The following is a 26,086-nucleotide window of genomic DNA, read 5'->3' on the forward strand; positions in this document are numbered from 1 at the left end:
GTGTAACTATGGAACATTTAAGTCATAAAGAAAAGATCACGATTATGATCGCCATTATTGCCGCGATGTTTTTTGCGGCTGTCAATCAAACGATCGTAGGGAATGCTTTGCCGAAGATTATTTCGGATCTTGGCGGACTTGATTATTACAGCTGGGTATTTACGATTTACATGCTGACAAGTGCGATCACAACGATCCTTGTGGGTAAGCTGTCCGATATTTATGGTAGAAAGCCTTTTATTATTATCGGTATCCTTATCTTTTCAGTCGGTGCATTTTTAGCGGGAACCTCAATGGATATCGTTCAGCTGATCATTTACCGGGGTATTCAAGGATTTGGAGCAGGGATGATTATGTCTACAGCTTTTACTGCTGTAGGAGATCTCTTCGCACCGCGTGAACGCGGAAAATGGCAGGGTGCCATGAGTGCCGTGTTTGGAATTTCAAGTGTATTTGGCCCGACACTTGGAGGTTATATCGTTGATAATCTTGAGTGGAAATGGGTCTTCTGGGTCTTCTTGCCTCTTGGTATAGTAGCTCTCGTCTTAATTTGGAAGCTTTTCCCTTCAACTGTGAAAAAAGCAGGAGAGAAGGTGGATTATCTTGGATCGGTCTTTTTATCTGCAGCGATCACAACGGCATTGCTTGCTTTTTCATGGGCAGGAACGAAATACGACTGGGATTCTGCTCAGATTTTATCTCTGTTTGGAGCCACAGCGCTGTCCCTGATCATTTTTGTATTTGTTGAAAGAAAAGCGGTCAGTCCGATTTTGCCACTCGATTTATTTAAAAACAGCATCTTTACGATTTCAAATATGATTGGTTTTGTCATCGGTGTTTCCATGTTTGGAGGCGTCATGTACGTTCCTTACTTCATTCAGGGAGTGCTCGGCTATTCTGCTACGCATTCGAGCTTTCTGACGATGTCGATGACGCTCGGATTGGTATTTGCAAGTGCGCTTGGCGGCCAGATTATTTCGAAAACGGGAAAATATAAGCTGCAGGCCATCGTCGGTCTATGTATTTCAGCTGCAGGTCTATACTTGCTGTCTACGATGAATGTAGAAACATCACAATATCTATTAGTGTTTTATTTAACATTAGTCGGGTTTGGAATCGGAATTGGCATGACGGTCTTTACCTTAACCGTTCAAAATGCCGTTGATCAAAAGCTTCTGGGTGTAGCAACTGCTTCGTCGCAGCTATTTAGATCTGTTGGAGGAACGGTTGGGGTTGCCATCATGGGTACATTGCTTAACTCGCGGATGAAGGATAAAATGGCGTCAATGAGTCAAACTGGCGATACGAATCAAATGGCTGCTTCCCCTGAACTTGCCGGCAAAATGGAATCTCTGCAAAATCCGCAGCTATTGCTGGATCACGAAAAACTTGATGGACTCAAAAACACGCTGCCTAAAGAAGCGATTCCCTTCTTTGAAAACGTCATTCTCAAGCTTCAGGATTCACTGAGCTATGCATTATCTGGAGTTTTCCTCTTTGTCACCATCACGATGGTCTTAGCGATTCTCTTAACATTCTTTATTAAAGAAATTCCGCTAAGAAGTGCAAAGGATCAGCCAGCTGTAAAAAAAGAAAAGATTAACACAGGTAAATTGCAGAGCAGCGAAAATTAATTGATACCAAGGTGCATTTAGTGCCTTGGTTTTTTATTTTTGAAAAGAAAATTTTTCCATAATGAGATATAATTGAGAGGATAGAATTCGGTAATTAAGAAAGGGATGAACTTAATGTCAAATGCGGTCCGGCTGTATGATTTTCACAAGTGGTCGAATACTAGAGTATTTAATCGTCTTAAAGAGTTGCCCAAGGAATTGTATACAAACGAGATAGTCAGTGTTTTTCCGGCGCTGTCTCATGTTATGGTACACATTTACCTTACAGATGCCCTTTGGCTGAAAGTGATCAAGCAGGATTCTTTTGAAAGCATAATGGCTTATCTTGGAAAAGTCCGGGAAGAGGCAGAGAATAGGAGTTTGGAAGAATTAGAAAGGATGTTTGAAAAACTGGGGAACGAATACGAACTATTTTTAAATGAACAGGCAGATCCAGAAAGAACATTCACAATCGAACACCCGCAATATGGAAAATTAGAAACCAATGTTTCTGAGCTGATTCAGCATGTAACAAACCATGGAACCTATCACCGCGGAAACATTACAGCCATGCTTAGGCAGCAGGGAGTGCCCGGTGTGCCTTTAGATTACGTATTTTACCTTTATGAAAAGAAAGAGGGGCTTGCCCATTGAATAAATACGGTCATTGGCTGCTCGTTATTTTAGTAGGAATCTCTTTTATTCCCGGCTTTTATTATTTCGAATTCACGCTGGCTTATATGATGGCAATCATCTTTGGAATCATTGGATTCAGTGCGGTTCTTTATATGGCAATCGTTATTCAAATCAAACATAAGAATAAAACCATCTAGAGGACATACATATAGAAATGAACATTCTATGACGTCTGCTCTGCTTAAGTAGTTTTTAGGCCTTTCCTATCTTATAATAAAAGAAAAAAGTGTACTGGAGGTACATCTATGCTTCAATCACCAATTGGACGCTTCAGACTGATGGGATTCATTGAAGGAGCATCTTTGCTGATTCTTCTTTTCATTGCCATGCCTCTAAAATATTTGGCAGAAATCCCTATGGCTGTCACGATCGTGGGATCGCTTCATGGCTTTTTCTTTATCACGTATTTGCTTATCATTGCCTATACAACGTATAAAATCAGATGGTCCTTCGCATGGGTTTTCAGTGCAGTCGCTGTGGCATTTATACCGTTTGGGAATATGATTCTCGATGCGAGACTTAAAAAAGCGAATTTATGAAGATTTAAAAATGACCTTTTCAAAAAGGTTATTTTTTTTTTGATCAATCTAATCAAAAATAGCAAAACAAAAGGAAGTGCCATCTTCCTGCCCGTACAATTAAGAAATCAAAAATAGCATCCGATTATTCGGATGCATACTTGACAATTCCATGCAAAAAAACGGAGTATTCGCGCTGCACACATTCTCTTAATTTGATTTTTCCTTCTCTTTCTAATTCCGATACGAATTCATTAATTTGCCGTTCTTCTTCCTTCGATGCTTTTTGAACCTCAATCGAAAACAAATTGCCGCGGCTGGCATGATGAATTTTTTTCAACAATTTATCCTTGTTCATTGGGTCAACCCCTTCATGCTATTCAAATTCGACACAAATGGAGATATTCCTCTAATTACTAATTATATTAATAATAAAAAATTTTTCTTAAAATCGTATGATTTCAGTAAAGTAATCCTAATTGATAATAGGTCTATCGATTCTTAGTTCAGTCACGTCATTTGCACCATGTCTATCATTTCATAAAAGAGTAAACTGGAATTGTTAAGTTTACAGAAAATTCTAAATAAAGGACGTGGTTTTTTGAAAAAAGAAATGATAGCGTTTACTTTATCAGCGGCAATGCTTGCATCCGTGCTGCCAATCCCGCATCATGCAGTCCGAGCAGAAGCTTCACAGCAGCAGAATCTCATCCCAGGGGCACATAATGTGGTTGAAACTTATTTTGACGGTGTGGATGGAAATTATTTAACAACAAAAAATCCGGCTCAATTTGGAAAAGCAACCGTGTTTGGGAATATAGGGCTTGCTCCTTACAATTGGGGAAGTGCTGCAGATGGGACTGGCTGGCATCAAATGTATAAACCAGCCGCCATCACCGGAACTCAGATTAATGGCGCTTTTGAAGACGCTCAGTTTGTCATACGTGTCCCGGATACCTGGAATGGAAAATTAGTAGTGGCCGGCATTCCTGCTACTAGAAATGAAACATCAACAGACCTTCTGTTCAGCGATTTTGTTCTTGAAAAAGGGTACGCGTTTGCAGCGATTGATAAAGGAACACAAGGAGAATTTGATCCTAATGACCCATTTGCAAAAGCAAAAAATGCCCTCGCTGCAGAAGATGATAGTGTCGCAGAATGGCATAAACGTTTCAGGCAGATCACGATAGCCGCTCAATCGTATTTAGAAGAAAATTTCCGTGAGCAGCTTATTTCTGCAAAAGATAAAACAAATCCAGCCCATCATTTGGTGAGGAAAAATCACAGCGTGCCGACGTATGCGATGGGCATTTCAAATGGGGGATATGTCGTCAGGTATGCCCTTGAGCAAGACGGCAGGGAGAAAAAAGAGAATCGTCTTTTTGATGGAGGCGTAGATTGGGAAGGTGTTCTTTGGACAGAAAAGCAGCCAAACTTAATTTCTTCTCTCACAACAGTCGTCAATCAAGCTGAAGATGCCGTTTACGGCACTGGAAAAGAGAAAGAAAAAGCCATAAAAGAAATGTATAAAGCAGGTCTTCCAAAAGGATCAGAGGAATTGTGGCCGTATCATGATCAAGTGTATTGGTTTATTACAGCGAACATTTACCGGGATCATTTTGACCCTGATGCCCCAAACAGCATTCCATGGAAAAACTACTTGAATTTCACTTCAAGCGGAGCCAGGGACAGAAGCTACGATTCTATTTTTGAAAACTACAAGTATCAAAGCCGTCCGAAAAGCGTGAAAGAGAACATAAAAGAAATTGCCAATACAGGGGATATAGACGTTCCGCTTATCAGTTTTACAGGAACGCTGGATGCGCTGATTTTCCCGGATATTCATGCGAAAGGCTATGAAAAACTTGTTAAAAAAGCGGGCAAGGAAAAACTTCACCGCATGTATTCGATTGAAAATGGAAATCATGTGGACAGTCTAGTATGGAACACATCGACAGACTCAAATAAAAGGCTGCAGCCCCTGCTTCCATACGCCCATCAGTCATTTGACCTGCTGGTTGATTGGGTTGAAAACGGAAGAAAAGCGCCTGAAAGCAGATCAATTCCTGTTCCACAGAATGCCACAAAGGTCATTGACATTAAAACAGGGAGAGAGATTGATCCAAAATAAGAGATTGATGCGAAGTATTGTCCAATAAGTCTCTAAAATGAGCAGGCAGGAAAAACAAATGTTTTACCTGTCTGCTTTTTTCTGTAGGCTCTTTTCGTAAACTTTGTTGTTTTCATACTCTTTGTAAAAAAACTTTAAGTGGATCTACGCTGCAGGAACTTGACTCCTGCGGGAAATAGAGCGAAATGGGAGACTCCGCAGGCATGCCGAGGATGCTCACAGCGGAGCGCGGAAAGGAACGGACAACATTTACAATCGAAAAAAATAATGATGCTTAAACAGACTTTCTGAACAGCGCATTTCTTATTTAGAAGGAGGAATTTGAATTTTGCAGAATAGTATTATGTATCACTATTAAAGGAGAATGATATGACCGTACATTTAGTAAAAGCCACAGAATCAGATGCAGCAGCTATTTTAGATGGTCAAGTGCGTGCCTTCACGCCGCTTCTTGAAAAGTATATGGATGTTGAAACAAATCCAGCAAATGAGACACTTGAAAAAATCCTCTCAAGGATCAATGAGCCAAATGGCGGCTTCTACAAAATCATTTTTGATGAAACATTAGCGGGAGCATTACGGGTGTATTCGAAAAGCGAGGCATCGAAATATTGGATAAGTCCAATCTTTATTTTTCCTGAATTCCAGGGCATAGGGATTGGCCAAAAGGCTATGATCGCAGCAGAAACAATGTTCCCGCATGCCTCTAGCTTCGAGCTTGCAACCATTCTTGAGGAAGAAGGAAACTGTTATTTGTACAAAAAATTAGGCTGCGAAGAAACAGGAGTCTTGAAAAAGCTGAATGCACGCACTACGCTGATTTACTTTAGAAAAGGTTTATAAAGAGCAGTGTTTTTGAGAAATGATAAGAACAACAACAAGATTCCGAAAAAGGATCTTGTTTTTTGATTTGATTTTTTCTCATAAAAATCCCCACTAAATCCCACTATTCATATCATATCTTCCAGGAGTATGATTACTTTTATATGTTAAAAGATAACAGAAGGAAGATGAAGCAGTGAGAAAGGTTTTTAGCAGTTTACTAGTTTTATTCCTGATTTTAAATCAGATGCCTCTTTCAGGCAAAGCTGAGTCCAATATTCAGCAAATCGGATCTGTAAAAGGAAACAGCGTCAATGTTTATTCTTCTCCAAAATTGAGCTCGAAAGTGGCAGCTGTTCTGGAAAAAGGAGATGAATATCCTCTTATTCAATCTGCAGCCGGTGACTCGGCCGATGCGATAACATATAAAGTTGTCAGAGGAAATACATTATGGAAAATAGCCAATCAATATGGAACAACCGTTCATGAACTGAAACAATTGAATGGTTTAAAAAATGATGCGATTTCTCATGGACAACTACTGAAGATTCCTCAGACCGTTCAAGTTCATCAAGTGATCTCAGGCGATACTCTGTGGAAAATTTCGAACAAATATAAAGTAACAGTCAATGATGTTACCAAGCTTAATGGTTTAAAGACAGCTCAGCTTAAAATTGGCCAAAAATTAAAAATCCCTGTGTATTATTATGAAGTGCAGCTGCTCGGCGGAAAAAAAGGCTGGATTAAAAAATCGCAGCTTCAAGTTAAAAACAGCAAACGTGTCGTGATGGGATGGAGTTTTAATGGAACAGCCAATACCTACATTCAGCAGATGAAAAACAAACGCAATCTAAATGTTGTCTCACCGCGATGGTTTACGTTAAATCAATCGGAAACAGGTGTTTCTATTAAAATGGATTCTGCCTATTCAGATGCAGCACATGCTGCCGGGAAAAAAGTCTGGCCGCTCCTTGGCAACAGCTTTGACCCCATTCTGACAGATTCCATCATAGGGAATCCTCAAAAAAGACAAAAACTAATTTCTGCGCTTCAGACTGCATTAATCACTAGCAAAAGCGATGGAATAAATGTTGATTTCGAAAACATTGATATAAAAAACAAACAGGAATATGTATCTTTTATCCGGGAATTAAAAACAGCCCTGAAGCCTCATGGAATCATTGTTTCTGTCGATGTAACAAGAACGAGCGATGACCCATTCTGGTCTGGAAGCCTGGACCGAAAAGAACTCGGCAAAATAGCCGATTATATTGTGATGATGGGGTATGATGAGCATTGGGGCGGGGGGCCAAAAGCTGGTTCAGTTGCTTCCCTTCCGTGGGTGGAAGAAGGCATTAAGCTCTTAATGAAAGATGTTCCCTCACATAAAATCCTTCTCGCTGTTCCGTTTTATACAAGAGAATGGGTGACAGACTTATCTTCTAACAAATTGAGAAGCATCGACCGCACGATGTCAGAAGTCAATAAGATCATTTCCTCTAAAGGACTTAAAAAAGTATGGGACCAAAAGGCTTCACAACATTATGTCCAATTTACTGAAAAAGGCGAAAAACATCAACTGTGGATAGAAGACAAGAAATCCATTGAGCTTAGAATGAAAATGATGAAGGAAAATCACTTAGGCGGAGCAGCTGCCTGGTATATAGGCTCAGAAACTTCGGATATTTGGGATGTTTATCACTTTAATGAATGATGGATATTAAGATGAAAACATAATACAGAGAAAACGGATACCAAATTGCACAGCGTTTGGTATCCGTTTTTTGTGAATTTAAAGAACCATTCCTTAGTAATTATTCATTGGAACAATGCAAAAATAAATTTGACTTTCTTTATCAATTTCCGGGGTAACCTCTGGTCCATAATCTGTTGAAATGGCCATGTCAGCTGAATCAGCGCTTCCAAAATAGGCTTTATAAGCTTTGTCTGAATGAGTTCTTAATTCAAATGAGACATGGGGTGCTTTTTTTCTATCTTTATACTTGACCTGTACCTCAGCATTGGTTTTATACCATGCATATTTTCCATTAGATTCTCTTAAGTGGACAACGCCTGCTGTTTCTCCATCATTCATTTCTCTTTTGAAAAAAACAAACAGTTCCCCGTCTGATTGTATTTCCCCTAAAAGATTGCCTGCTGATAAGTCTTCTTCTTTTAGACCATTTTTAATGGCTTCTTCTTTCGTAGCAAACCATTTTAAGTGATCTTCATTAGCAGAACATCCAATAAGCAATAGAAAAATTAAAAGAACAAGACATTTCAATCTCAACCTCATCTTCTCCTGTGAAAACAATATTTTAATAGATTATTTCTTTCTCAAAGGTCAAAAATCCTTTTAATTGGTATTAACAGCCAGATTAAGAGTAAAACTTTTTGATTTCATAGCTTCTTTGATTGTGATATTATTTAGTAATCCGAAATAAATTTATATGGTATTCAATTAACTTAGGAGAGATACAGTGAATCATTTAACGAAAGCACCTCTTTGGACGAAGTCGTTTGTTATGCTTATGCTTGGAAACTTATTTATTTTTATGTCGTTTCAGATGCTGATTCCCACACTTCCGCCTTATATTAAATCATTGGGAGCAACGGGTCTGGAGATTGGATTAGTGACGGCTTTATTTTCAATAGGAGCTGTTCTCAGCCGTCCGTTTATCGGGTACATGCTTGAATATAAAGCACGAAAGCCGCTTGTTTTGATTGGAGCTGCGGCGCTTCTTGTGATCACCATTTTTTACCCAATTTCAAATGTGATTCTTATTTTCCTGATGTTCAGGTTCATCCATGGTCTTGCCTGGGGTTTTTCAACCACAGTAAACGGGACGGCGGCGGTGGATGTGATACCAAAATCCCGTCTTGGCGAAGGAATGGGGTATTTTGGTCTTTCTGTAACACTCGGCATGATTATTGCGCCAAGCCTCGGCATCTTTTTATTCGGTGTTACAACGTTTAACAATTTAATCTATATTTCCTGTGCTCTTGGAATCATTGCGATTATTCTTTTAGCAGCAGTTCGTTACTATACCCCTGAAACGGTCAGACTGACCAAAAAAGAAGATTTGAAATTCTCTTATCTTGGTTCGCTCGTTGAAAAAACAAGCTGGTATCCGGCTTTAATTACAATGATTGCAACGTTCGGATATGGTTCTGTTGTGACATTTATTGTGATTTTCGGTGAAGAGCGGGGCATTGACCAGATTTTCATTTTCTATCTTTTTAATGCGGTCATGGCTTCGATTTCAAGACCAATTGCAGGAAAGTGGTTTGACGACAGAGGACCTAAGGGACTGATCGTCGTCTGCAGCGCTTTGACCTTTGCAGGTATGTGGGCACTTTCTTTCTCTCACACCAATGCAGGAATTGCCATTGCGGGTATCTTATTTGGAATTGGATTTGGTTCCCTGCTTCCGACTCTGCAGTCATGGACACTTTCAAAAACGCCTGATAACCGCAGGGGTGTGGCAAATGGAATGTTTTTCTCTGCAATTGATTTTGGGATAGGTTTAAGCGGAATTGTTTTCGGCTTGCTGGCTCAATTTCTTGAAACAGCGGTTCTTTTTCAGATTTCAAGCATTTTTCTGATCGTACCTGTGATTCTTACTCTTTTAGAAGGAAAGGGTAGAAGGATGCAAAAAAAACAGACAGCCGCCTCTACTTATTAAACTAGAAGAAAGCACCTGACTCAGTCAGGTGCTTTTTGATTTAAGAAAGTAATTAAGAAAATGAAGTTTCATGGCGTTTCCTTATTTATCTGCCTGCGCTAGACGGGCGATTTCCCTATTCTTAATTCTGGTTCCATTCTTCAGCAAGCATGCCATAAACGGCATGGTCGACAAAATGATCATAGAGCCATTCAGCTTGTCTGATGGTTCCTTCATGCACAAAGCCAAGCCGTTCAGGAATGCTTCTGCTTTTACTGTTCATTACAGCCGCCCGGATTTCAACTTTGTTCAAGCCGTATTCCTCAAAGGCTAGATCGGTCAATGCTCCGGCAACTTTTGTCATGATGCCATTGCCCTGAAACTCTGACCCTAGCCAATAGCCGATATAAGCAGTTTTATTCGACCAGTTGATTTGGTTGAAGCCTGCTGTTCCTGCGAGTTCTCCTTTATATAAAATCACTGCATTCAGACTTTTATTTTCTGCATGTGCACGCAGACAGCCTTCAATAAAGGATTTTGTATCTTCCTGTTTTGTTGTGAAATCAAGCCATGGAAGCCATTCTCGCAGGTGCTGTCTTGATTGATCAGTGAGGCTGAACAGCTTTTCTGCATCGTTTACATCCATTAATTTTAATGAAACTTCCTCATCTATTATATGTACGAACAAAGTAGATCCCCCAATCTGATTTTCTATTCTTTTACTATACTATGAAACAAAAAGGCTGCCAATAATAGGCAGCCTTGTCCATTATACTTTTCTTCTTTTCGCACGGAGCTTATCAACTACTATATATAAAGCAGGAACGATCAGCAGCGTCAGAATCGTTGAGAAGAGGACTCCGGATACGATGCTGATTGCAAGCGGCTTAAATAATGGGTCGTTGCTGAATGCTACAGGCAAAAGAGCCACTAAAGCAGTAAATGCCGTCAGAAGGATAGGACGTATTCTTGCTCTTCCGGCTTCCATTACAGCTTCTGTACGGTCATAGCCCGCTTTGATCCGCTGTTCAATAAATTCAAACAGGACGACAGAGTTTCGGACTACAATTCCTGCAAGCGAGACGATGCCCATTGTTGCCATGAAACTGAATGGAGTTTGTGTCACAAACAGTCCCGCGACAGCTCCGGCTACCGCTAAGTAAACCGTTCCAAGGACAAGCAGCGGCAGGGAAAGGGAATTAAACTGGAACGCAATCGTAATGTAAATCAGGACGAGTACGACTAGGAAGAGCAGACTGATTTCAATAAAGAACTGAGTCTGATCGTCATTTTCTCCCCCAAGGGTCAGGCTGTAGCCTTCATCTGTATATCGATCTTTAAACTCATCCACAATCGCAGCAACGTCTTCTTTAAACGTTTCCGATTCACCCGGATATGCTTTAAGTGTAATGGTCCGTTCGCCATCTTCACGGGGAATCGTTTGATATTGTTCAATTGTATCTGTATCCACAAAGTCGCTGAGCGGCGCTGTTTGCGGAACAGGACCTTCCGTTTGAAGAGGAACCTCGATTTCATCAAGCTGTATACCTTCCTGATGAATTTCTGTATCCTGCTTAATCACTAAATCAATGTTTTCATTATCGGACTTGAAGGTGCCCATAGGGAGGCCTTCTGTTACTAAACGTATTTGATCACTGATGAATGTTGGATCTAAACCATTTTCAGTTAAAGCATCACGGTCAAGATTATATTGGATTGATGACAGGGGTGCTTTTACATTATCAATAATCAAGCCGTTGTCAGCTTCCTGAATTTCACCTGCAAGCTCATTTTTAATATCATTCAGCTTGTTAAAATCCTCACCGCTTACTTTCACAGTTACAGGTGCGCCTGTCGGAGGACCCTGTACGATTGTGGTTAAGAAAATTTCTGCATCAGGATATTTTTCCCTGAGTCCGTCTGTGTTTTCTTCTATATATTGATCAGCTGTCACGGCTTCATTATCAATACGTGCAACAATTTGACCTGTGTTTGGACCTGCATTTTCAACCGTTTCACTAAAGAGGCCAGGTACGCCGGTACCGGCAAAAATCGCTGTTTCTTCGGTTTCTTTAATCTCAAGCAAATCTTTTTCCAGCTCTTCTAAAACACTGTTAGTTTCTTCGAGCGTATAGTCTGTGGGCATTGTGACAGTAACCGTTACTTCTTTTTTATTGGCTGATGGGAAAAACTCAAACGGAACGTAGAACGCCAGCAAAAAGATCAAAGATGTGGCGACAATTCCTCCCACGCCTATTATGACTGGACGCTTTACAATTTTCGCTAGGAGAGTATCCGCGTAAAAGTCGGACAGTTTTTTAAGCGGCTTTCCTAAAAAGCCCGGCTCTTTCTCACTTGAGCGTATGCTTTTCTTATTTACAGCATATTGATAAACCGGAACAAGTGTCAGAGAGATGATCATAGATGCCACAACCGTTAAGATAAGAACGGACGGAAGGGACCGGATAAAGGAACCATTCGAGCCTGACAGCAAGGTAAGCGGCAAGAAGGCAAAAACGACGGCTAGCGTTGACGTGACAATCGATCCCCACACTTCTTTCACGCCATCTCTAGTTGCCTGCAGGGCATTTCCGTTTTTCTGAAGCTTATATTGCCGCAGTATATTATCATTGACAACAATGGCATCATCTACCAATATCCCTAGTGCGATAATTAGACCAATCACTGAAATTTGGTTCAAATCAACATCAAGAAAGGGAAGCGGTATTGTCCCCAAGGTAATGGATAAAGGGATGGCGAGAGAAACGATAAACGCTCCGCTTAATGTTAATCCAAGAGTTGTAATCAAAATAACGGCAAGAACCGCAATAACTGCCTCTTTGATCAAATCATCAAAAATTGTATCAACATCTGCTTTTTGCGAGTAATACGTTTCGAGCTCTACTCCTTCAGGCAAATTCAGTTCATTCTTGATTTCTTCGTCTACTTTAGTAAAAGCAGCAGGAATATCAAGTCCTGAGTCAATCGTGACTGTAAACGAGTAGGCAGGTTTACCGTTGTAAGAAACAATATCTGCCTGGTCTTTTTCCTCAAAAGCAAGTTCCGCGAGATCGCCGACCTGTATTAGTTCTTTCGTAATCGGAGATTGAACGGCAAGCTCCTTAATTTGTTCGATATCTTTGTACTGATTCAGCGAAAGGCGGACATTTTCTCCGTCTTGTTTTGTTTCACCGAGTGGCGTTGTTTTATACTCATTATTGATAGCCTCAATAATCGCTGATACGTTCAGTCCGTTTTCAGCTAACTCATCACTGTCAAGCTTTAAGAGGGCTTCTTTTTCTTTAAAGCCCTTAATCGTCACGCCTGATACACCGTCAAGACCCTGAACCTTTTCTCTTAATTTGAGAATTTCCTCTTGACTCTCTTTTAATGATTCCGAACTATCTGCAGTAAACATATAGGAACCGACCGGCAGTCCTGTGGCAGCCTTTTTCACTTCAGGATCAAACGCATCCTCTGGAAGTTTTGAGACATTGTCTGAGACTTTTTGTTTAATCTCACCTGATATTTTTTCAAAATCCCCGCTGTCATCCACTTCAATGATGACATTTGAAAATTCTTGTGCGGAAACGGAGTTTATGCTTTCAATGCCTTCTAAATTTTTGAGAGCGTCTTCTAAAACTTCCGTCACATCACTTTCAACAGCCTCGGCATCCGCACCCGGATAAACAGTTGAAATGGATAAAATATTGGCGGAAAACTCCGGCAATTCACATTTTGGAAGCTGATAAAATAAATATCCTCCAACTAATATAATGACGAAAAATAAAATAATGATTAATTTTCCCCGTTTGAGAAAGCTTTCGAACATAAATGGTGTCCTCCTTATTCTTTGGTCAAATTTGACTAAGAAAACTATATCATAAAATTTATTCAATTTTCATTCCTAAATGTGTTAAAGTTTTGTGAAGTTTTTGTATAAGAATAAATCTTTATTTGGTTTAGGGGTTTACGCCTATGTAAACAATAGATTTCACATACTTTAACTATTTGTAAAGGAATGTTAAGTTTTTGTTAAATATATCTTTATAAAGCTACCTTGCTTTGATATGATTAACTGAATATAAAGATCTATTTTTCTATTAATCTACGAAAAGGTGTGAATATAGATTGTCATCGATAAACAGAAAGAATATGGTGCTTTTTCTTGTGAGCATAGGGGTTGTTACGATCTTTTGGATGTTCAAAACCCTGTACTTTGTAAACGAACTGGAATTATCACCCCATAAGAAATATATCCTGCTTGCCTCTGCCGGTTTTGCATTATGTTTAACGAGCCTCTTAGTAACTGGAAGATCGAAATTTAAATTCATCACCGCTTTCATCATCTATTTCATTCTATCTTTTCTGCTATATGCAGACGCTGTGTATGAACGGTATTATGATGCCATTTTAAACGTGAAGCTGCTTGGACAGGCTGATCAGTTAGGCCATGTGAAAGATTCGATAATATCCCTTGTCTATCCGGCCGATTATTATTACTGGATTGATGTCGTGCTCTTTGCTGTTTTATTAATCTTCTATTATGTGATCAAACAGGATGAACCACGTAAAGCTTTCAGCAGAATTGCTTTTGCCGCTGGGGCTGCAGCACTATTATTCACGTCATTTTATCCTTTGAAAGACACTTTTTCCGATCAATATAAGGTTTCCCTGACAGGCATTCTGCCAGCGCACATTTACGATTTAAAACAAAATATGCTGAAACAGGCTTTTGCCAGGGAAACCTTCATGAATGACAAAAAACAAGTAAAAGAACTGCAGGCTTACTTTAATGAAAATCAGGAACTGCAGAAAGAGTCACCTTATTACGGTAAATTCAAAGGGAAAAACGTTGTCGTTGTTCAAGCGGAATCTTTAAACACGTTTCCGATTGGAATGAAAGTGAACGGGGAAGAGGTTACGCCAAATCTGAATAAATTGATTGGAGAAAGTCATTATTATCCGAACGCATATCTGCAAATAGGCCGCGGAAACACGTCTGATGCTGAATTTGTTTCCAATAATTCTTTGTATCCGATGGCGCCTAAAGGTGTATATAATGCTTATCCTTTTAATGAATACATGTCACTCGCAAATGTTTTAAAGCGTGAAGGCTATTCAACAAGTGCGACACATGGCAATGATCCCGATTTCTGGAATCGTCATCAAGCATATCCGGAACAGGGATATCAAACGTTTTATCATAAGAATCATCCGAAAATTAAAGCCGATGAACTGATTGGGCTTGGTATTTCAGATGAAAGCATTTTTCATCAAATGGCTGAGATATACACAGAAGAGAAAAAGCCTTTCTATAACTTCATTGTCTCGCTGACAAACCATCGTCCGTTTGTTATGCCGAAAGATTATCAATATTTAAATCTTCCAAAAAGATTTGAAGGTACAAATACAGGTCATTATTTGCAGGCTGTAAAATACTTCGATGAGACAATCGGTCTATTTATCGAAGATTTGAAAGAAAAAAACCTGTGGGATGATACAATCTTTGTTGTGTATGGCGATCACTATGGACCGCTCCCAATGGATAAAGAGGAAATCAACAAGCTGCTTGGTGTTGATTTTAATGAAAAAGAACAATTCAACATCCCGCTGATCATTCATCACCCCGAGCAGACAGAGGGAATCGTCAATGAAGTTACTGCGAGTCAGATGGATATCTTTCCAACGATTACATCATTGCTTGGAATCGATCAGAAGCTGATTCAGTTTGGGAAACCGCTTGATGCTGAACATGAAGGCTTTGCAGGCTTTGCATATGAGACGACCCGCTATTCTTTCTACTCGGATGACTATGATTACATCGCTTCACATGATGGGGTCTTTTCATCTGGTAAATGCATTGATAATCAAACTCAAAAAGAAACAGACATTGAGGCATGCAGAGAGAGCTACAACAAGTTGTATAAAGACATCGGATTATCAACGATGTTTTTAGAAAATGATTTAATTCACAAGCTATATTAACCTTTTGAATCAGCTGCTTTATTCTAACGAATAGAGCGGCTTTTTTTCTTGTAGAGGAATGGGAATTAGCCGATAATTAATGAAAAGTGGTAAATCGCTGGGGAGGAGTTTGACGCTTGAATCCATATGTTGAAAATGCCTTGCACCAAATTGAAGTGGCCATTGAAACGATTATTAAAATCATGGATACGCTGGAAGATAGTGATCTGATGAAAAGGCCGACAGCTGACAAGCATTCAATCGGAGAACTGCTCGAACACATCGCAATGATCTGTCAAGCAGATCTGCTCATATCTGAAGGAGCAAGCGGGGAAGAGATGACTGCTTTTTATTCTGCATCTGCATTAAAGAATCTTCAAGATTTAAAAGGCGGGCTAATTAAGAATTACGGTATTTTAGCAGAGCGGTTCAGTCAATTTAAGGAATCTGACCTTCACCGCGAAATGACTTCCTATTGGGGAACAGTCTATACCCGGTTTGAATGGCTGCTGGAAATTACAGCTCATCTGTATCATCACCGCGGTCAGCTGCACGCGATGCTCGTGCATTGTTATGACAAAGATCCTGGGGTGATGATGTTTGAGTAGGGAGCCCAGCATTCAAAAAAAGAATAGGAGCCCTAAATATATGCTGTATCACTTTAGTGAAGATCCTTCTATAGAAATATTTAAACCGAGGCAATCATCCTCTTTTCCAAACCTTCATCCAGCAGTCTGGGCAATAGATCAGGAGCACGCACTTCACTATTATTTTCCGCGCGATTGTCCAAGAGTTATTTATTGGAAGGGGGAAAAAACGAAGGAAGAGGATTCAGAGAGTTTTTTTGCAGAGACGAGTACCGATAAAATTATTGTCATTGAAAACTCATGGCTCGGTAAGCTGCGGAGCACAAACCTCTTTATATATTCATTTAGCCCTGAATCGTTTGAGTTGTTTGAAGAAGCGAAAACGGCTGGATACTATATTTCCTTTAAAGAGGTTAAACCTCTGAAGGTTGAGCCTGCGGGAGATTTGCTTGATAAGATTACGAAAGAAAAGGTTGAGCTTAGATTTACGCCAAACTTGTATCCGATCCGAAATCGTATACTTGCATCCTCATTGGATTTTTCAATCATCAGATTTCGAAATGCGGGCGGAAAAGAACAGCTAGGGAATGACTAAGAGCGGGATTTAATATTCCGCTCTTTTTTAGTAGAAAAAGCTAATGTAATCGTTTAATAAATGATTTACAAAAATTTCAAATCATTCTATAATTTTATAGTTAAATTGAGACTCTGATTCTGAAAGGGGGAATCAAACGGTGATTGAAGTGAGAGATTTAAAGAAGGAATATAAGCTGGTGAAACGGGATCCGGGTCTTAGAGGCGCGATGAAATCCCTTTTCAAACGGACTTATATGACGAAGACAGCTGTAAAAGGGGTCAATTTTAAGATTGAAAAAGGGGAAATGATTGGTTATATCGGAGCTAATGGAGCAGGAAAGTCGACAACAATAAAAATGCTGACAGGCATTCTGACGCCTTCTTCCGGTGAAGTAAAGGTAGGAGGAATTGTTCCCTATAAAAACAGAAAACAAAATGCAAAACAGATTGGCGCCGTTTTTGGCCAAAGGACCCAGCTGTTTTGGGATATTCCGGTATCAGAGTCGTTTGATTTGCTGAAGCACATTTATGAAGTTCCGGAAGAGCAGTACCAGGAGACACTGGGGCTATTTACAGAGGTGCTTCAGCTGGAACCGCTGCTGTCCATTCCCGTGAGACAGCTTTCACTGGGGCAAAAAATGAGATGTGAGCTTGCGGCTGCATTTTTGCACAGACCTGATGTCGTTTATTTGGATGAGCCGACCATTGGTCTTGATGTTGCAGTAAAGGTGAGAATCCGCAAATTTATAAAAGAAATGAATGCACGCTTTGGAACGACTGTTCTGCTTACCACACATGACATGCAGGACATTGAAGAAATCTGCAATCGAATCATTATCATCGATAATGGTGCAATTTTATATGATGGGGATTTGCATGCCATTAAAGACAAGTTTGCAGCGAAGAGAGAAATCCATTTTGAAGTAAGAAATGTACAATCATTTTCATATCCCCAGTCTTTAAAAGAACGGGTGGAAATGAGCTTGATTGATGAGGAACAGCAGCAGAAAGTGATTCTTGCTTTTTCACAAAAACAAATCTCTGCATCAGAAGTGATTTCAGCCGTTCTTGCTGAAAATGAAATTATCGATCTTTCGTTAAATGATCCAAAGATAGAGACGATTGTGGAAGAAATATATAACCGCGGACTTTAGGGGGTGTGAGAGTTGACAAAATACTTGATGTTCGCCAAATCCCAAATGCAGATCAATACAGCGTATTCTGCATGGTATTGGTCCGGAACGATCTCATCTGTCATGCGCCTGATGATTATGTTTTATTTCTGGCATGCCGTATATGCGGGCAAGGACACGATCCAAAATCTGACGCTTCAGGATATGCTGACCTACATCGTTGTTGCGATGTTCATTCAAGGCTACGTATCAGGTGCAGGCAATGAGCTTGCACAAGAAATTAGGCATGGAAATATCGCCATTGAACTAATGAGGCCTTATGATGTGATTTTTAAACTGATTTTTATGGACTTTGGAGGAAAAATTACTCACTTATTCAGAGAAACCCTTCCGCTGATGGTCATCGCATTTATCTTTATACATATTACAATGCCTGCTTCGCCTGAAGCTGCGAGTTTATTTGTAATCAGTGCCGGTCTTGGCATTTGGATTGGAACATTTTTTGATTTGATGATCGGGATTGTCGCATTTTGGACAGTAAACGTATGGGGTCTTCGGGTTTTGAAAGAAGGGGTTATTACATTTTTCTCAGGTGCACTCGTTCCAATTACTCTTTTTCCAGGATGGCTTGAGACAATCAGCTCTTATTTGCCGTTTCAGGCGATGGTATTCACGCCTGTGTCTATATATACAGGGATTATTGATGGGCAAGATGCATATATGGCGGTGCTGATCCAGCTTGGATGGTGTCTTGGGATGTTCCTTGTCATGAAGCTGATTTGGGCTCAGGCAATTAAAAAGGTAACGATTTTTGGCGGGTAAAGGGGGCGGATTTGTGCTGAAACGCTACGCAAAGCTATATTATATTTTTGCAAAAAATCATATAAAAGTAATGATGGAGTACAGAGTGGATTTTTTTATCGGTGTGATCAGCGTTATGCTGCAGCAGTTTGCAAGCATCTTTTTTGTAAAAGTTGTCTTCGACCATATTGAGCAAATCAATGGCTGGACATTTTATGAAATCTTATTTATTTATGGAATCGCAGCTGCGGGAAGATCGCTGCATCATATTTTCTTTGACAATTTATGGACTCTTGGCTGGCAGTATATCCGCCCGGGGCAAATGGACCGGCTGCTGATCAGACCGATCAATCCGCTGTTCCATGTCTGTGCTGACAGACTGCAGCAGGATGGTCTCGGACAGCTCGCCATTGGAATCATTATTTTGGCAGCTGCTTTTCCACATTTGGACCTTGCATTCGGGATGATGGATTGGGTCATGCTTGTTGTAATGATTATCTCAAGCGGTCTGATCTACATCGCCATTAATTTATTCTTTGCCACGTTTTCGTTTTGGATGGTTGATAGTCTTCCTGTTGTCTATGCGGTTTTTAATTTAAGTGAATTTGCGAAATACCCGCTTACCATATATAACAAAACCATTCGCGTATTTTTAACATGGATCATTCCCTATGGTTTTACTGCCTTTTATCCGGCAGCGTGGTTTTTGGACCGGAATGGCTACACTTTTGTCGGTGCAGTCTCGCCTCTGGTTGGAGTCGGGAGCATCGCACTTGCTTATGTATTCTGGCTTTACGGTCTTCGGGCATATGCGAGTACAGGAACGTAATAGAGGATTATGAGCTGACTTTGGGTCAGCTCGTTTTTTTTGCCCTGCTTTTCAGCATAGACTTTTCGCTATTGCCGCAAACTATTGAGAAAAAGGGAGTGGCATGAATGAATGAATACTTTCAGCACGACCCTAAGCTTGAAGATTTCCGTTTGTTTTCAGCGGAACATATCTGGACATTGGCTATCATCGTATTTTTGACTGCTCTTCTAGTTGTTTTTAAGGAAAGGGTAAATTTAATAAGAGGCCCCTTGCGTATTGCATTAGCAGTTATTCTTTTTCTTTTCATGTTTGTGCAGCAGCTGTGGCTGATAAGCGAAAGGGCATGGACACTCAAATCTTCACTTCCGCTTCAGCTCAGTGATCTTGCTGTTCTCCTGGCCATCATTATGCTGATGGCGAAAAGCTTCAGAATGTTTCAGTTTCTGTATTTCGCGGGAATTGCAAGCTCGATTCAGGCCATACTTACACCGGACCTTGGGCCGTTTTCTTTTCCTCATTTTCAATATATCGTTTTCTTTTTGTCACATGGAGGAGTGATTCTTGCATGCATGTTTATGATTGTGTGCTATCACTTTCTTCCATCCTGGCGCTCTTTATGGATTTCGGTGCTGATCGTCAATGGATATGCCGGCTGTATTTATCTTTTTAATAAAATAATCGGCTCAAATTATTTATATATCATGAAAAAACCTGAGAATGCCTCACTTTTAGATTACCTTGGGGGTTGGCCGTGGTATTTGCTATGGATGGAGGCTATTATGATTGCGAGTTTTCTCTTTTTATATGGTTTTATAAAGATTAAGGAACAAAGGTCTTGATGGAGATGGTAGGATAACAGACATGCTGATAGTATCAATATCCATTTCAGGTGTGATTTAACACATGCGGGGTAAGAAGATTTACTTGCTGAAACGAGTGAAATACTTTCCAAAATGCCTCTTTTACTTGCAGGTTTTGGTAAGATACTTGCCAATTTAGTGGAAATACTATCTTTTTTCCATAAATCTCCTAGATGACTGCGCGGAATGATTTTCTGTCCGATTAGTATGAGAAAACAAAATCCCCTAAAAAGTCAAAACAGAACTTTTTGGGGGATTTTGTTTTTCTTATTGTCCAGCTCCGCCTCCTAACCCTTCGGTCAGAACGGATCCGTCTGTCGGAGCTTAACGGGGATTTCGTAATACACATTGTCCAGCTCCGCCTCCTAGCCCCTCGGTCAGAACGGATCATCCAGCAAAGGCAAAAAGCGCCTTCACTGGCTGATCCTTATCTGCCTGTCTGTGCTAAACGGGGATTTCGTAATACACATTGTCCAGCTCCGCCTCCTAACCCCTCGGTCAGAACAAATTCACCCAAAAAGTCAAACCCGGACTTTTAGGGTGAATTCTTATCTGCCTGTCGGGGCTAAACAGTCGGCTCCGCTTTTCTATTTACTTATTCGTCTTATTAGGTTTTTTCTTTCCCGGGTTTCCTTTGCCCTGGTGCTGTCTGTTTTGTTCGTCTTTTTGCTGTTTTTCGTGTAAGTCCTGAACGAAATTAGATGTGTTTTCCATAAATAATTGACCTCCTTGGATAATTGCTTATTTTTACTGTCTCCAACTGTCGTGAAAAAATGAGTCACCATGAGTTGAAATTGGAAATTATTTTAGAAATTCCTTTGTTGATTTGCCTATTACGCATTGGTGTATAACGGCATATACTATTCTAACTTTTATGAATCGCGGCAGAGGAGGATCTTTTAGTGAACAAAAAAATTCCGAAGTATAAAGTCGGTGATATTGTCGTGATTGTTATGTATAGTACGGTCGGAACGGTCACAAACGTTCATCAAATCGATCAGCATTATCTATATGAAGTGAATCACAGCGAGATTTTATACTTTGAAAACGCGATCCAGCTTTACTCAGAATACAACGGAAAAGTGATTGATTCCGAAAAAATAGAAATTGAATTTCAGTATCATATTGGAGATATTGTTCAAGTAAAGGGCTATGATGAAGAATTGTTCAAGGTTGTCGGATTTCGGACAGAAATCTGGAGATATACAGAGGATGGCTGGGAAGATATTATCTATGAGCTCATGCGCATCAACGACGGGGAATGGCTTGAAGCATCCGAGGAAGAGCTTGTATTCGTCATGGGAAAAAAACAGGCAGGTACATTTGTGCAGCAGCTGAGCCTGATGCATATTGTTTCTCCTGAAAGCAAGGCAATGGATCAGCTCCTTGCCAAAGAAAAGCTGCCAAAGCAAGAACCGGCTGCTCGCAAAGCAAAGCGGAGCAAAAGAGATATTGTTGATGAACTTCTTGATATATACAACGATTATTTATCATTGTACGAAATTTTTGGCGATGCTGAGTATAAAGAAATGATGGATTTTATCATCGACAGTTTAAATAAATATACAAAGGATCACTAAGAAAGCAATGAAATCAGCAAATAAATAAAAAACGGCACACACCCGAAGATCATGGCCCCCTGCAGGAATTTAATCGTTTGCTCAAGCAAATGATCGAATCCTTCACCGTCTATAAATTGAAGGAAGATGTTTCCATCTTCTTTTTTTGAAACCGCTTGTAAGTTCTTCATTTCATTCATCTCCTTTTTGGCTTGTCCATTTACTTTCATGGTATGCAGGAAGGGACAGATTATGAACAAGAAAATTTACCGAAAGCTTATTCATTCCAGACATAGTTTTGAAAAATGGGACATATAAACAATTACTAAGGGGGCGATGTTGTGAAAGAAATTGAAGTTATTATTGATACAGAAGAAATGGCAGAATTCTTTTACAATGAGCTGACGAAAAGGGGATACATTCCCTCAGAACTAGAACTGGATACAATAGCAGATATCGCATTCGATTATTTACTCGAAAAATGCATAATTGATGAAGATTTGGAAGACATAGAATAAACGACGAGAGTTCTCGTCGTTTTTTAAGTTTTAATCAGGCTGACCGTTCTGTGCTTAGATGTCTGGCGCAAGCGAAGGCGATTCCGCTTTTCTTATTGTCTAGCTCCGCCTCCTAACCCCTCGGTCAGAACGGATCTGTCAGTAAAGGCAAAAAGCGCCTTTACTGACAGATCCTTATCTGCCTATCGGGGCTAAACAGTCTGCTCCGCTTTTCTTTATAAGATTTGTTTCGTAATCAATTGGAGTGAGCTTAGTTTAAGCAAATCCATTTTTACATTCTTTGTCATGTCCTTATAAGTGCCTGTTTGATGAAATGCATCAAATTCTGAGATCTGCTCTGTATTTAGCAGCCAATCACTGTATCTTTGAAAATGGTGGGGAACATCTTCCCACGCTTCTTGCAGTTTTGGGCTCTGAATTTTAAACTTCTCTTTATTGGGAGTGAAGAGGTGAGGCCAGTAGTCGCTTCTGGAGCCTGTATGAGGCGTATGTTTTGAAAAAAACAAGGCCTCCTCAAAGACGGCTGGATGGAAAAGCGTTTGATAAAGCGTCTTGCCTATTTTGATTCTTGCTTCAGGCTTAATAAAGTTTTCTACTTCCGTACCTGCAAGTGAATACTTAGAATCATAAAAATATTTTTTGTAAGGAAATACAACCTTTGTAAGTCCGCATTTTTCCTGCACCGCATAAGGGAATGTTTTCAAAATGGAGGAATTTGACACCAGCTGTTTCTCCACATAATTTTGTTCGTTTGTAATTAGGGCAAGGGTAAGAACGTCAGATTGTCTCTTTTTAAAAAACAGCTCCCATATTGGTTTCATAAATCGCGAAACATTTAATGCCGGCAATAAATGAAAAAGAGGCCTCCCTGATAACAGGCTTTTTTCGTATAACAGCAGCTGAGGATAGGCATCATGGAAAATGAGGGCGTTAGCGGTTTCAAGAAATTGAAAAAGAGCGGTGATTTCTTTTTCAGGCAGAAACTGCCCGACAAGTCCATTTTTCAAATCGGTCATGCTGTAGCCTCCGTTTCTTGACACCATATGTGCAAGAAATGCCCAATGAATTTCAGGGTGTTTGATATAAAAAGCTATATAAGCTTTTGTTCTTGTCAGGTTGTTCCTGTTCAGCGCGGCAGTCATTGCTCTAATTTCCTGAACAGCAAGTCTTTCCTCACCATATAGTACAAGGGGACTTTTCATTTTCAATGACTCTGACAGAGTTTTTTCCAGGTTTACTTTTTCTGCATTGGGTAAAAGGACAGGTAATGCTTTTTTCTTAAAAAGCGGGAGGATATTCATTATAGCCAGCTCCTATATCCGTGCCTCCTACTTACATATGAAAAAGCTGAAACTTTTGTTCTTATGAAACGTAGTAAATAAGGAAAGAGGGATATTAATATGCTAAAAAAACTGATCAAATCATTTTTAGGGAAAAAATCACATCGCAGATACAGCAGCAGTGACCGCAGGAACAGACATTACGCAAATCCTGCTAAATATGGCCACAAGCATTATAAGCGGAAATCCGGATCCAGCCGTTTTTCAAGATCCTACAGCAGTTAATGATCAACATTTTATTAAAGTATTTTGAAAGGCCATTAAAACCAGGCAAGACGATTAACAGAAAATATCACATAAAAAAAGTGCTGGGCAGGGGCAGCTATGGCATTACGTATCTCACAGAAGATCTTCATGATCAAAAGCATGCCGTTGTAAAGCAGCTAAGAGCGTATAAAGCCCGTACAGGCAAAGGGCTGCACTCGTTCATGCGGGAGGCAGATATTCAATCAAGCCTGTGTCATGATGCATTTCCCGATTTTTACGAATCCTTTCAATGGGAAAAGAAACATTTTATTTCAATGGAATATGCAGAAGGGGACACCTTCGAGGATTTAATATTTATTCAGAAAGAATCATTCGGAGAGAAGGAATCCTTTCATATACTGTTGAAAGTATTAAAGGCTGTAAAGATTCTTCATGACAATGGAATTGTTCACAGGGATCTAAGAATACCGAACATTCTCATGAAAAATCAATCCATTCATATTATTGATTTTGGATTAGCAAGAAGAATGAGTGATTCTGAAGAAGTATGTAAATCGGAAACAAAATACTCCGAAGAAAAGGTGCTTTTCAGAGAGGTTTCCTATCAAAGCGATTTTTTTGCTTTGGGGCATTTCGTGCTTTTTTTATTGTATTCAGGCTATGTTCCTTCTTCCGGAAAGAACAGAAGCTGGGAAGATGAACTTGAATTATCAGCACTCGGCAAAGAAATTATAAAACGGATGCTCAAGCTTCTGAAGCCATATGATTCAATCGATGAGCTTATGGAGGAAGTATTGAAGTGTGCGGATGGGAGAGAGCAGAATGTCATTTTTTAATAAAATTCTTTCAAGTGTCGGGATAGGTGCAGCAAAGGTGGATGCACGTTTAGCTTCTGATAAAATTGTTTTGGGGGAAGAGCTGAAAGGGATCATTCACGTTCAAGGCGGAAACATCGAACAGCAAATCGATGAAATCTATCTGTCTCTTCAAACAACCTATTTAAAAGAATCAGATGATAAGAAATACCATCAGACTGCGACCATTACAAAGGTGAAAATAAATGAACCATTTGTGATCATGGCCAATGAAATTAAAGAAATTCCTTTTGCATTTCCATTGCCTTCCGATACACCGATCACCCTTGGCTCATCAAAGGTTTGGCTTGAAACTGGCCTTGATATTAAAGGCGCAGTTGACCCGAGTGATAAAGACTTATTAGAGGTGGCTCCGACGCCGATCGTGCAAACCATTTTCTCCGCACTGAGAGACCTTGGCTTTAACTTGAGAAAAGTAGAAAACGAGGCAGCTCCCTATCATTTGCGAAAAAGACTGCCATTCATTCAGGAATTTGAATTCTATCCTACCGCAGGGCCTTTTCGCGGGAAGCTTGATGAACTCGAAGTCGTTATTTCTAATGTAAGCCATCAGGGCGTAGAACTGCTGCTCGAGGTAGATCGACGGGCAAGAGGACTTGGAGGCTTTTTATCAGAAGCACTCGAAATGGATGAATCACTGGTAAAAGTCATGATTACCAACCAGGATCAGTCAGCAATCAAAAGAACGCTTGAAGATGTCATTCAGCGGTATAGTTAAAAAAAGCGACAGCAGTGAAGAATTTATCACTGCTGTTTTTTGCTTTTCTTATTAATCTGAAAAGGAGAGAAGAACAGAAATGAAACAAAAATCTCCAAAGCTTCCGCTTACTAATAAAGAGACGGAACAGCTGAGAAAGAACAAAATAAAACGAACTGAGATAAAAGAGATGAAACCAGACGTATTAGCTGCTTTAATTGATGTTCCAAACGAACGCGCACGGGAATTGATCGGACATGCTGTCTTTCAGTCTATTCCATCAGTTGGCCCAAAGCTTGCCCATAATCTAGCTGTGGACCTTGGTTTCTCTTCTTTAGAGCATGTAAAGAACATGAGAGGGGAAGAGCTTGTTCACGAACTCGAGAAAAAATACGGAGTGTGGATGGATCCTTGTGTAGAAGATGTCATGCGATGTGTGGTTCATCATGCGAATCATCCGGACAGTGATAAAAACTGGTGGGATTTTACCGCGGAGCGCAAAAAATACAGGGAAACGTTCGGTTACCCTGCTGACCGCCCTGTTAAGGCATGGCATGAGAAATAAGCCCTTTTCAATCCTATTGAATCAATGCTTTCAACAGGAAAAACTGCTGCATTTTAAGAGAACAGACAAAAAAAGAGCAGTAAGAAACGAATAGTATAGTAAGACAATTCATTTCTAAACTGAATGAAAACGATTTGTCAGTAAC

Annotated in this window: 28 protein-coding genes; 21 read left to right on the forward strand and 7 right to left on the reverse strand. The window is 40.0% G+C overall.

All coding sequences use genetic code 11. From position 1 onward, the window contains the following. The first annotated feature begins 8 nt into the window (after positions 1–8). The 4 genes from E2R53_RS05185 (at position 9) to E2R53_RS05200 (ending at position 2,848) form a co-directional block, all read left to right on the forward strand. The gene (locus tag E2R53_RS05185; RefSeq protein WP_133310697.1) at positions 9–1,634 is read left to right on the forward strand and encodes an MDR family MFS transporter; all 1,626 of its coding nucleotides are present in this window, start codon (positions 9–11) and stop codon (positions 1,632–1,634) included. 114 nt (positions 1,635–1,748) lie between these two features. Beyond that, on the forward strand, positions 1,749–2,267 hold the full coding sequence (locus tag E2R53_RS05190; protein ID WP_133310698.1) for a DinB family protein: 519 nt from the start codon (positions 1,749–1,751) through the stop codon (positions 2,265–2,267). After that, on the forward strand, positions 2,264–2,446 hold the full coding sequence (locus E2R53_RS05195; protein ID WP_133310699.1) for a hypothetical protein: 183 nt from the start codon (positions 2,264–2,266) through the stop codon (positions 2,444–2,446). Before E2R53_RS05190 ends, E2R53_RS05195 begins: the two co-directional genes overlap by 4 nt. Positions 2,447–2,554: 108 nt before the next feature. Further along, positions 2,555–2,848, forward strand: a complete 294-nt coding sequence (locus E2R53_RS05200) for a DUF3817 domain-containing protein (protein ID WP_070875978.1) — start codon at positions 2,555–2,557, stop codon at positions 2,846–2,848. A gap of 124 nt (positions 2,849–2,972) precedes the next feature. On the opposite strand, the gene E2R53_RS05205 is transcribed toward E2R53_RS05200, so the two are convergent. Beyond that, the gene (locus E2R53_RS05205) at positions 2,973–3,185 is read right to left on the reverse strand and encodes a hypothetical protein (protein WP_133310700.1); all 213 of its coding nucleotides are present in this window, start codon (positions 3,183–3,185) and stop codon (positions 2,973–2,975) included. 243 nt (positions 3,186–3,428) lie between these two features. Here E2R53_RS05205 and E2R53_RS05210 point away from each other — a divergent pair, with 243 nt between their 5' ends. From E2R53_RS05210 to E2R53_RS05220, 3 genes are all read left to right on the forward strand, one after another. Continuing rightward, positions 3,429–4,958, forward strand: coding sequence for an alpha/beta hydrolase (locus E2R53_RS05210; protein WP_133310701.1), 1,530 nt, complete (start codon positions 3,429–3,431; stop codon positions 4,956–4,958). Positions 4,959–5,327: 369 nt separating this feature from the next. After that, complete coding sequence (locus E2R53_RS05215; RefSeq protein ID WP_133310702.1) at positions 5,328–5,801, forward strand: GNAT family N-acetyltransferase; 474 nt, start codon at positions 5,328–5,330, stop codon at positions 5,799–5,801. Positions 5,802–5,976: 175 nt separating this feature from the next. Then, the gene (locus E2R53_RS05220) at positions 5,977–7,494 is read left to right on the forward strand and encodes a LysM peptidoglycan-binding domain-containing protein (protein ID WP_286166074.1); all 1,518 of its coding nucleotides are present in this window, start codon (positions 5,977–5,979) and stop codon (positions 7,492–7,494) included. A 93-nt stretch (positions 7,495–7,587) separates the two neighbouring features. On the opposite strand, the gene E2R53_RS05225 is transcribed toward E2R53_RS05220, so the two are convergent. Continuing rightward, complete coding sequence (locus tag E2R53_RS05225; protein ID WP_133310703.1) at positions 7,588–8,070, reverse strand: hypothetical protein; 483 nt, start codon at positions 8,068–8,070, stop codon at positions 7,588–7,590. A 235-nt stretch (positions 8,071–8,305) separates the two neighbouring features. Here E2R53_RS05225 and E2R53_RS05230 point away from each other — a divergent pair, with 235 nt between their 5' ends. Continuing rightward, positions 8,306–9,466: an MFS transporter gene (locus E2R53_RS05230; RefSeq protein WP_133311166.1), complete on the forward strand. Its 1,161-nt coding sequence runs from the start codon at positions 8,306–8,308 to the stop codon at positions 9,464–9,466. Positions 9,467–9,587: 121 nt separating this feature from the next. On the opposite strand, the gene E2R53_RS05235 is transcribed toward E2R53_RS05230, so the two are convergent. Both E2R53_RS05235 and E2R53_RS05240 read right to left on the reverse strand, forming a co-directional pair. After that, positions 9,588–10,133, reverse strand: a complete 546-nt coding sequence (locus tag E2R53_RS05235; RefSeq protein ID WP_133310704.1) for a GNAT family N-acetyltransferase — start codon at positions 10,131–10,133, stop codon at positions 9,588–9,590. A gap of 81 nt (positions 10,134–10,214) precedes the next feature. Further along, entirely contained in the window at positions 10,215–13,277 is a 3,063-nt protein-coding gene (locus tag E2R53_RS05240; protein ID WP_133310705.1) for an efflux RND transporter permease subunit, read from the reverse strand. A gap of 299 nt (positions 13,278–13,576) precedes the next feature. On the opposite strand from E2R53_RS05240, the gene E2R53_RS05245 reads away from it, so the two are divergent. From E2R53_RS05245 to E2R53_RS05275, 7 genes are all read left to right on the forward strand, one after another. Then, positions 13,577–15,433, forward strand: a complete 1,857-nt coding sequence (locus tag E2R53_RS05245) for an LTA synthase family protein (protein ID WP_133310706.1) — start codon at positions 13,577–13,579, stop codon at positions 15,431–15,433. A 116-nt stretch (positions 15,434–15,549) separates the two neighbouring features. Continuing rightward, entirely contained in the window at positions 15,550–16,020 is a 471-nt protein-coding gene (locus E2R53_RS05250; protein WP_133310707.1) for a DinB family protein, read from the forward strand. A 40-nt stretch (positions 16,021–16,060) separates the two neighbouring features. After that, positions 16,061–16,594, forward strand: coding sequence for a DUF6886 family protein (locus E2R53_RS05255; RefSeq protein WP_133310708.1), 534 nt, complete (start codon positions 16,061–16,063; stop codon positions 16,592–16,594). A 139-nt stretch (positions 16,595–16,733) separates the two neighbouring features. Continuing rightward, positions 16,734–17,729 (forward strand): ABC transporter ATP-binding protein, encoded by a 996-nt coding sequence (locus tag E2R53_RS05260; RefSeq protein ID WP_133310709.1) that lies wholly within the window; start codon positions 16,734–16,736, stop codon positions 17,727–17,729. Between the two features lie 12 nt (positions 17,730–17,741). After that, positions 17,742–18,530 (forward strand): ABC transporter permease, encoded by a 789-nt coding sequence (locus tag E2R53_RS05265; protein ID WP_286166075.1) that lies wholly within the window; start codon positions 17,742–17,744, stop codon positions 18,528–18,530. A 13-nt stretch (positions 18,531–18,543) separates the two neighbouring features. After that, positions 18,544–19,338 (forward strand): ABC transporter permease, encoded by a 795-nt coding sequence (locus E2R53_RS05270; protein ID WP_286166076.1) that lies wholly within the window; start codon positions 18,544–18,546, stop codon positions 19,336–19,338. Positions 19,339–19,445: 107 nt separating this feature from the next. Continuing rightward, entirely contained in the window at positions 19,446–20,159 is a 714-nt protein-coding gene (locus E2R53_RS05275; protein ID WP_133310710.1) for a YwaF family protein, read from the forward strand. Between the two features lie 612 nt (positions 20,160–20,771). Here E2R53_RS05275 and E2R53_RS05280 read toward each other — a convergent pair. Continuing rightward, the gene (locus tag E2R53_RS05280; protein WP_133310711.1) at positions 20,772–20,894 is read right to left on the reverse strand and encodes a DUF4023 domain-containing protein; all 123 of its coding nucleotides are present in this window, start codon (positions 20,892–20,894) and stop codon (positions 20,772–20,774) included. 239 nt (positions 20,895–21,133) lie between these two features. Between E2R53_RS05280 and E2R53_RS05285 the strand changes: the two genes are divergently transcribed. Continuing rightward, complete coding sequence (locus E2R53_RS05285) at positions 21,134–21,760, forward strand: hypothetical protein (protein WP_435796778.1); 627 nt, start codon at positions 21,134–21,136, stop codon at positions 21,758–21,760. On the opposite strand, the gene E2R53_RS23125 is transcribed toward E2R53_RS05285, so the two are convergent. Beyond that, positions 21,757–21,930 carry a hypothetical protein gene (locus tag E2R53_RS23125; protein ID WP_165970896.1) on the reverse strand — a complete coding sequence of 58 codons (174 nt, stop codon included), beginning with the start codon at positions 21,928–21,930 and terminating at the stop codon, positions 21,757–21,759. The two genes, E2R53_RS05285 and E2R53_RS23125, sit on opposite strands and share 4 nt — an antisense overlap. Positions 21,931–22,080: 150 nt before the next feature. On the opposite strand from E2R53_RS23125, the gene E2R53_RS05290 reads away from it, so the two are divergent. Further along, the gene (locus E2R53_RS05290) at positions 22,081–22,257 is read left to right on the forward strand and encodes a YozD family protein (RefSeq protein WP_133310713.1); all 177 of its coding nucleotides are present in this window, start codon (positions 22,081–22,083) and stop codon (positions 22,255–22,257) included. A gap of 215 nt (positions 22,258–22,472) precedes the next feature. Here the strand turns inward: E2R53_RS05290 and E2R53_RS05295 are convergent, their stop codons facing one another. Next, positions 22,473–23,558, reverse strand: coding sequence for a DUF2515 family protein (locus tag E2R53_RS05295; RefSeq protein ID WP_133310714.1), 1,086 nt, complete (start codon positions 23,556–23,558; stop codon positions 22,473–22,475). 99 nt (positions 23,559–23,657) lie between these two features. Between E2R53_RS05295 and E2R53_RS23130 the strand changes: the two genes are divergently transcribed. From E2R53_RS23130 to E2R53_RS05310, 4 genes are all read left to right on the forward strand, one after another. Beyond that, on the forward strand, positions 23,658–23,822 hold the full coding sequence (locus E2R53_RS23130) for a hypothetical protein (protein WP_165970897.1): 165 nt from the start codon (positions 23,658–23,660) through the stop codon (positions 23,820–23,822). Beyond that, positions 23,822–24,640: a serine/threonine protein kinase gene (locus E2R53_RS05300; RefSeq protein ID WP_133310715.1), complete on the forward strand. Its 819-nt coding sequence runs from the start codon at positions 23,822–23,824 to the stop codon at positions 24,638–24,640. Before E2R53_RS23130 ends, E2R53_RS05300 begins: the two co-directional genes overlap by 1 nt. Next, positions 24,627–25,397, forward strand: a complete 771-nt coding sequence (locus E2R53_RS05305) for a sporulation protein (protein ID WP_133310716.1) — start codon at positions 24,627–24,629, stop codon at positions 25,395–25,397. Before E2R53_RS05300 ends, E2R53_RS05305 begins: the two co-directional genes overlap by 14 nt. Positions 25,398–25,476: 79 nt before the next feature. Next, positions 25,477–25,941 carry a helix-hairpin-helix domain-containing protein gene (locus E2R53_RS05310; protein ID WP_133310717.1) on the forward strand — a complete coding sequence of 155 codons (465 nt, stop codon included), beginning with the start codon at positions 25,477–25,479 and terminating at the stop codon, positions 25,939–25,941. The last annotated feature ends 145 nt before the right edge of the window (positions 25,942–26,086 follow it).

The organism is Peribacillus frigoritolerans, assembly GCF_004358755.1.
Lineage (GTDB): Bacteria > Bacillota > Bacilli > Bacillales > Bacillaceae > Bacillus_P.

Coding starts and splice junctions, on each gene's coding strand:
- E2R53_RS23130 (WP_165970897.1), top strand. CDS start 23,658: ATGCTAAAAAAACTGATCAAATCATTTTTAGGGAAAAAATCACATCGC.
- E2R53_RS05255 (WP_133310708.1), top strand. CDS start 16,061: ATGCTGTATCACTTTAGTGAAGATCCTTCTATAGAAATATTTAAACCG.
- E2R53_RS05295 (WP_133310714.1), bottom strand. CDS start 23,558: ATGAATATCCTCCCGCTTTTTAAGAAAAAAGCATTACCTGTCCTTTTA.
- E2R53_RS05300 (WP_133310715.1), top strand. CDS start 23,822: ATGATCAACATTTTATTAAAGTATTTTGAAAGGCCATTAAAACCAGGC.
- E2R53_RS05305 (WP_133310716.1), top strand. CDS start 24,627: ATGTCATTTTTTAATAAAATTCTTTCAAGTGTCGGGATAGGTGCAGCA.
- E2R53_RS05275 (WP_133310710.1), top strand. CDS start 19,446: ATGAATGAATACTTTCAGCACGACCCTAAGCTTGAAGATTTCCGTTTG.
- E2R53_RS05215 (WP_133310702.1), top strand. CDS start 5,328: ATGACCGTACATTTAGTAAAAGCCACAGAATCAGATGCAGCAGCTATT.
- E2R53_RS05310 (WP_133310717.1), top strand. CDS start 25,477: ATGAAACAAAAATCTCCAAAGCTTCCGCTTACTAATAAAGAGACGGAA.
- E2R53_RS23125 (WP_165970896.1), bottom strand. CDS start 21,930: ATGAAGAACTTACAAGCGGTTTCAAAAAAAGAAGATGGAAACATCTTC.
- E2R53_RS05230 (WP_133311166.1), top strand. CDS start 8,306: ATGCTTATGCTTGGAAACTTATTTATTTTTATGTCGTTTCAGATGCTG.
- E2R53_RS05280 (WP_133310711.1), bottom strand. CDS start 20,894: ATGGAAAACACATCTAATTTCGTTCAGGACTTACACGAAAAACAGCAA.
- E2R53_RS05200 (WP_070875978.1), top strand. CDS start 2,555: ATGCTTCAATCACCAATTGGACGCTTCAGACTGATGGGATTCATTGAA.
- E2R53_RS05190 (WP_133310698.1), top strand. CDS start 1,749: ATGTCAAATGCGGTCCGGCTGTATGATTTTCACAAGTGGTCGAATACT.
- E2R53_RS05240 (WP_133310705.1), bottom strand. CDS start 13,277: ATGTTCGAAAGCTTTCTCAAACGGGGAAAATTAATCATTATTTTATTT.
- E2R53_RS05285 (WP_435796778.1), top strand. CDS start 21,134: ATGTATAGTACGGTCGGAACGGTCACAAACGTTCATCAAATCGATCAG.
- E2R53_RS05185 (WP_133310697.1), top strand. CDS start 9: ATGGAACATTTAAGTCATAAAGAAAAGATCACGATTATGATCGCCATT.
- E2R53_RS05205 (WP_133310700.1), bottom strand. CDS start 3,185: ATGAACAAGGATAAATTGTTGAAAAAAATTCATCATGCCAGCCGCGGC.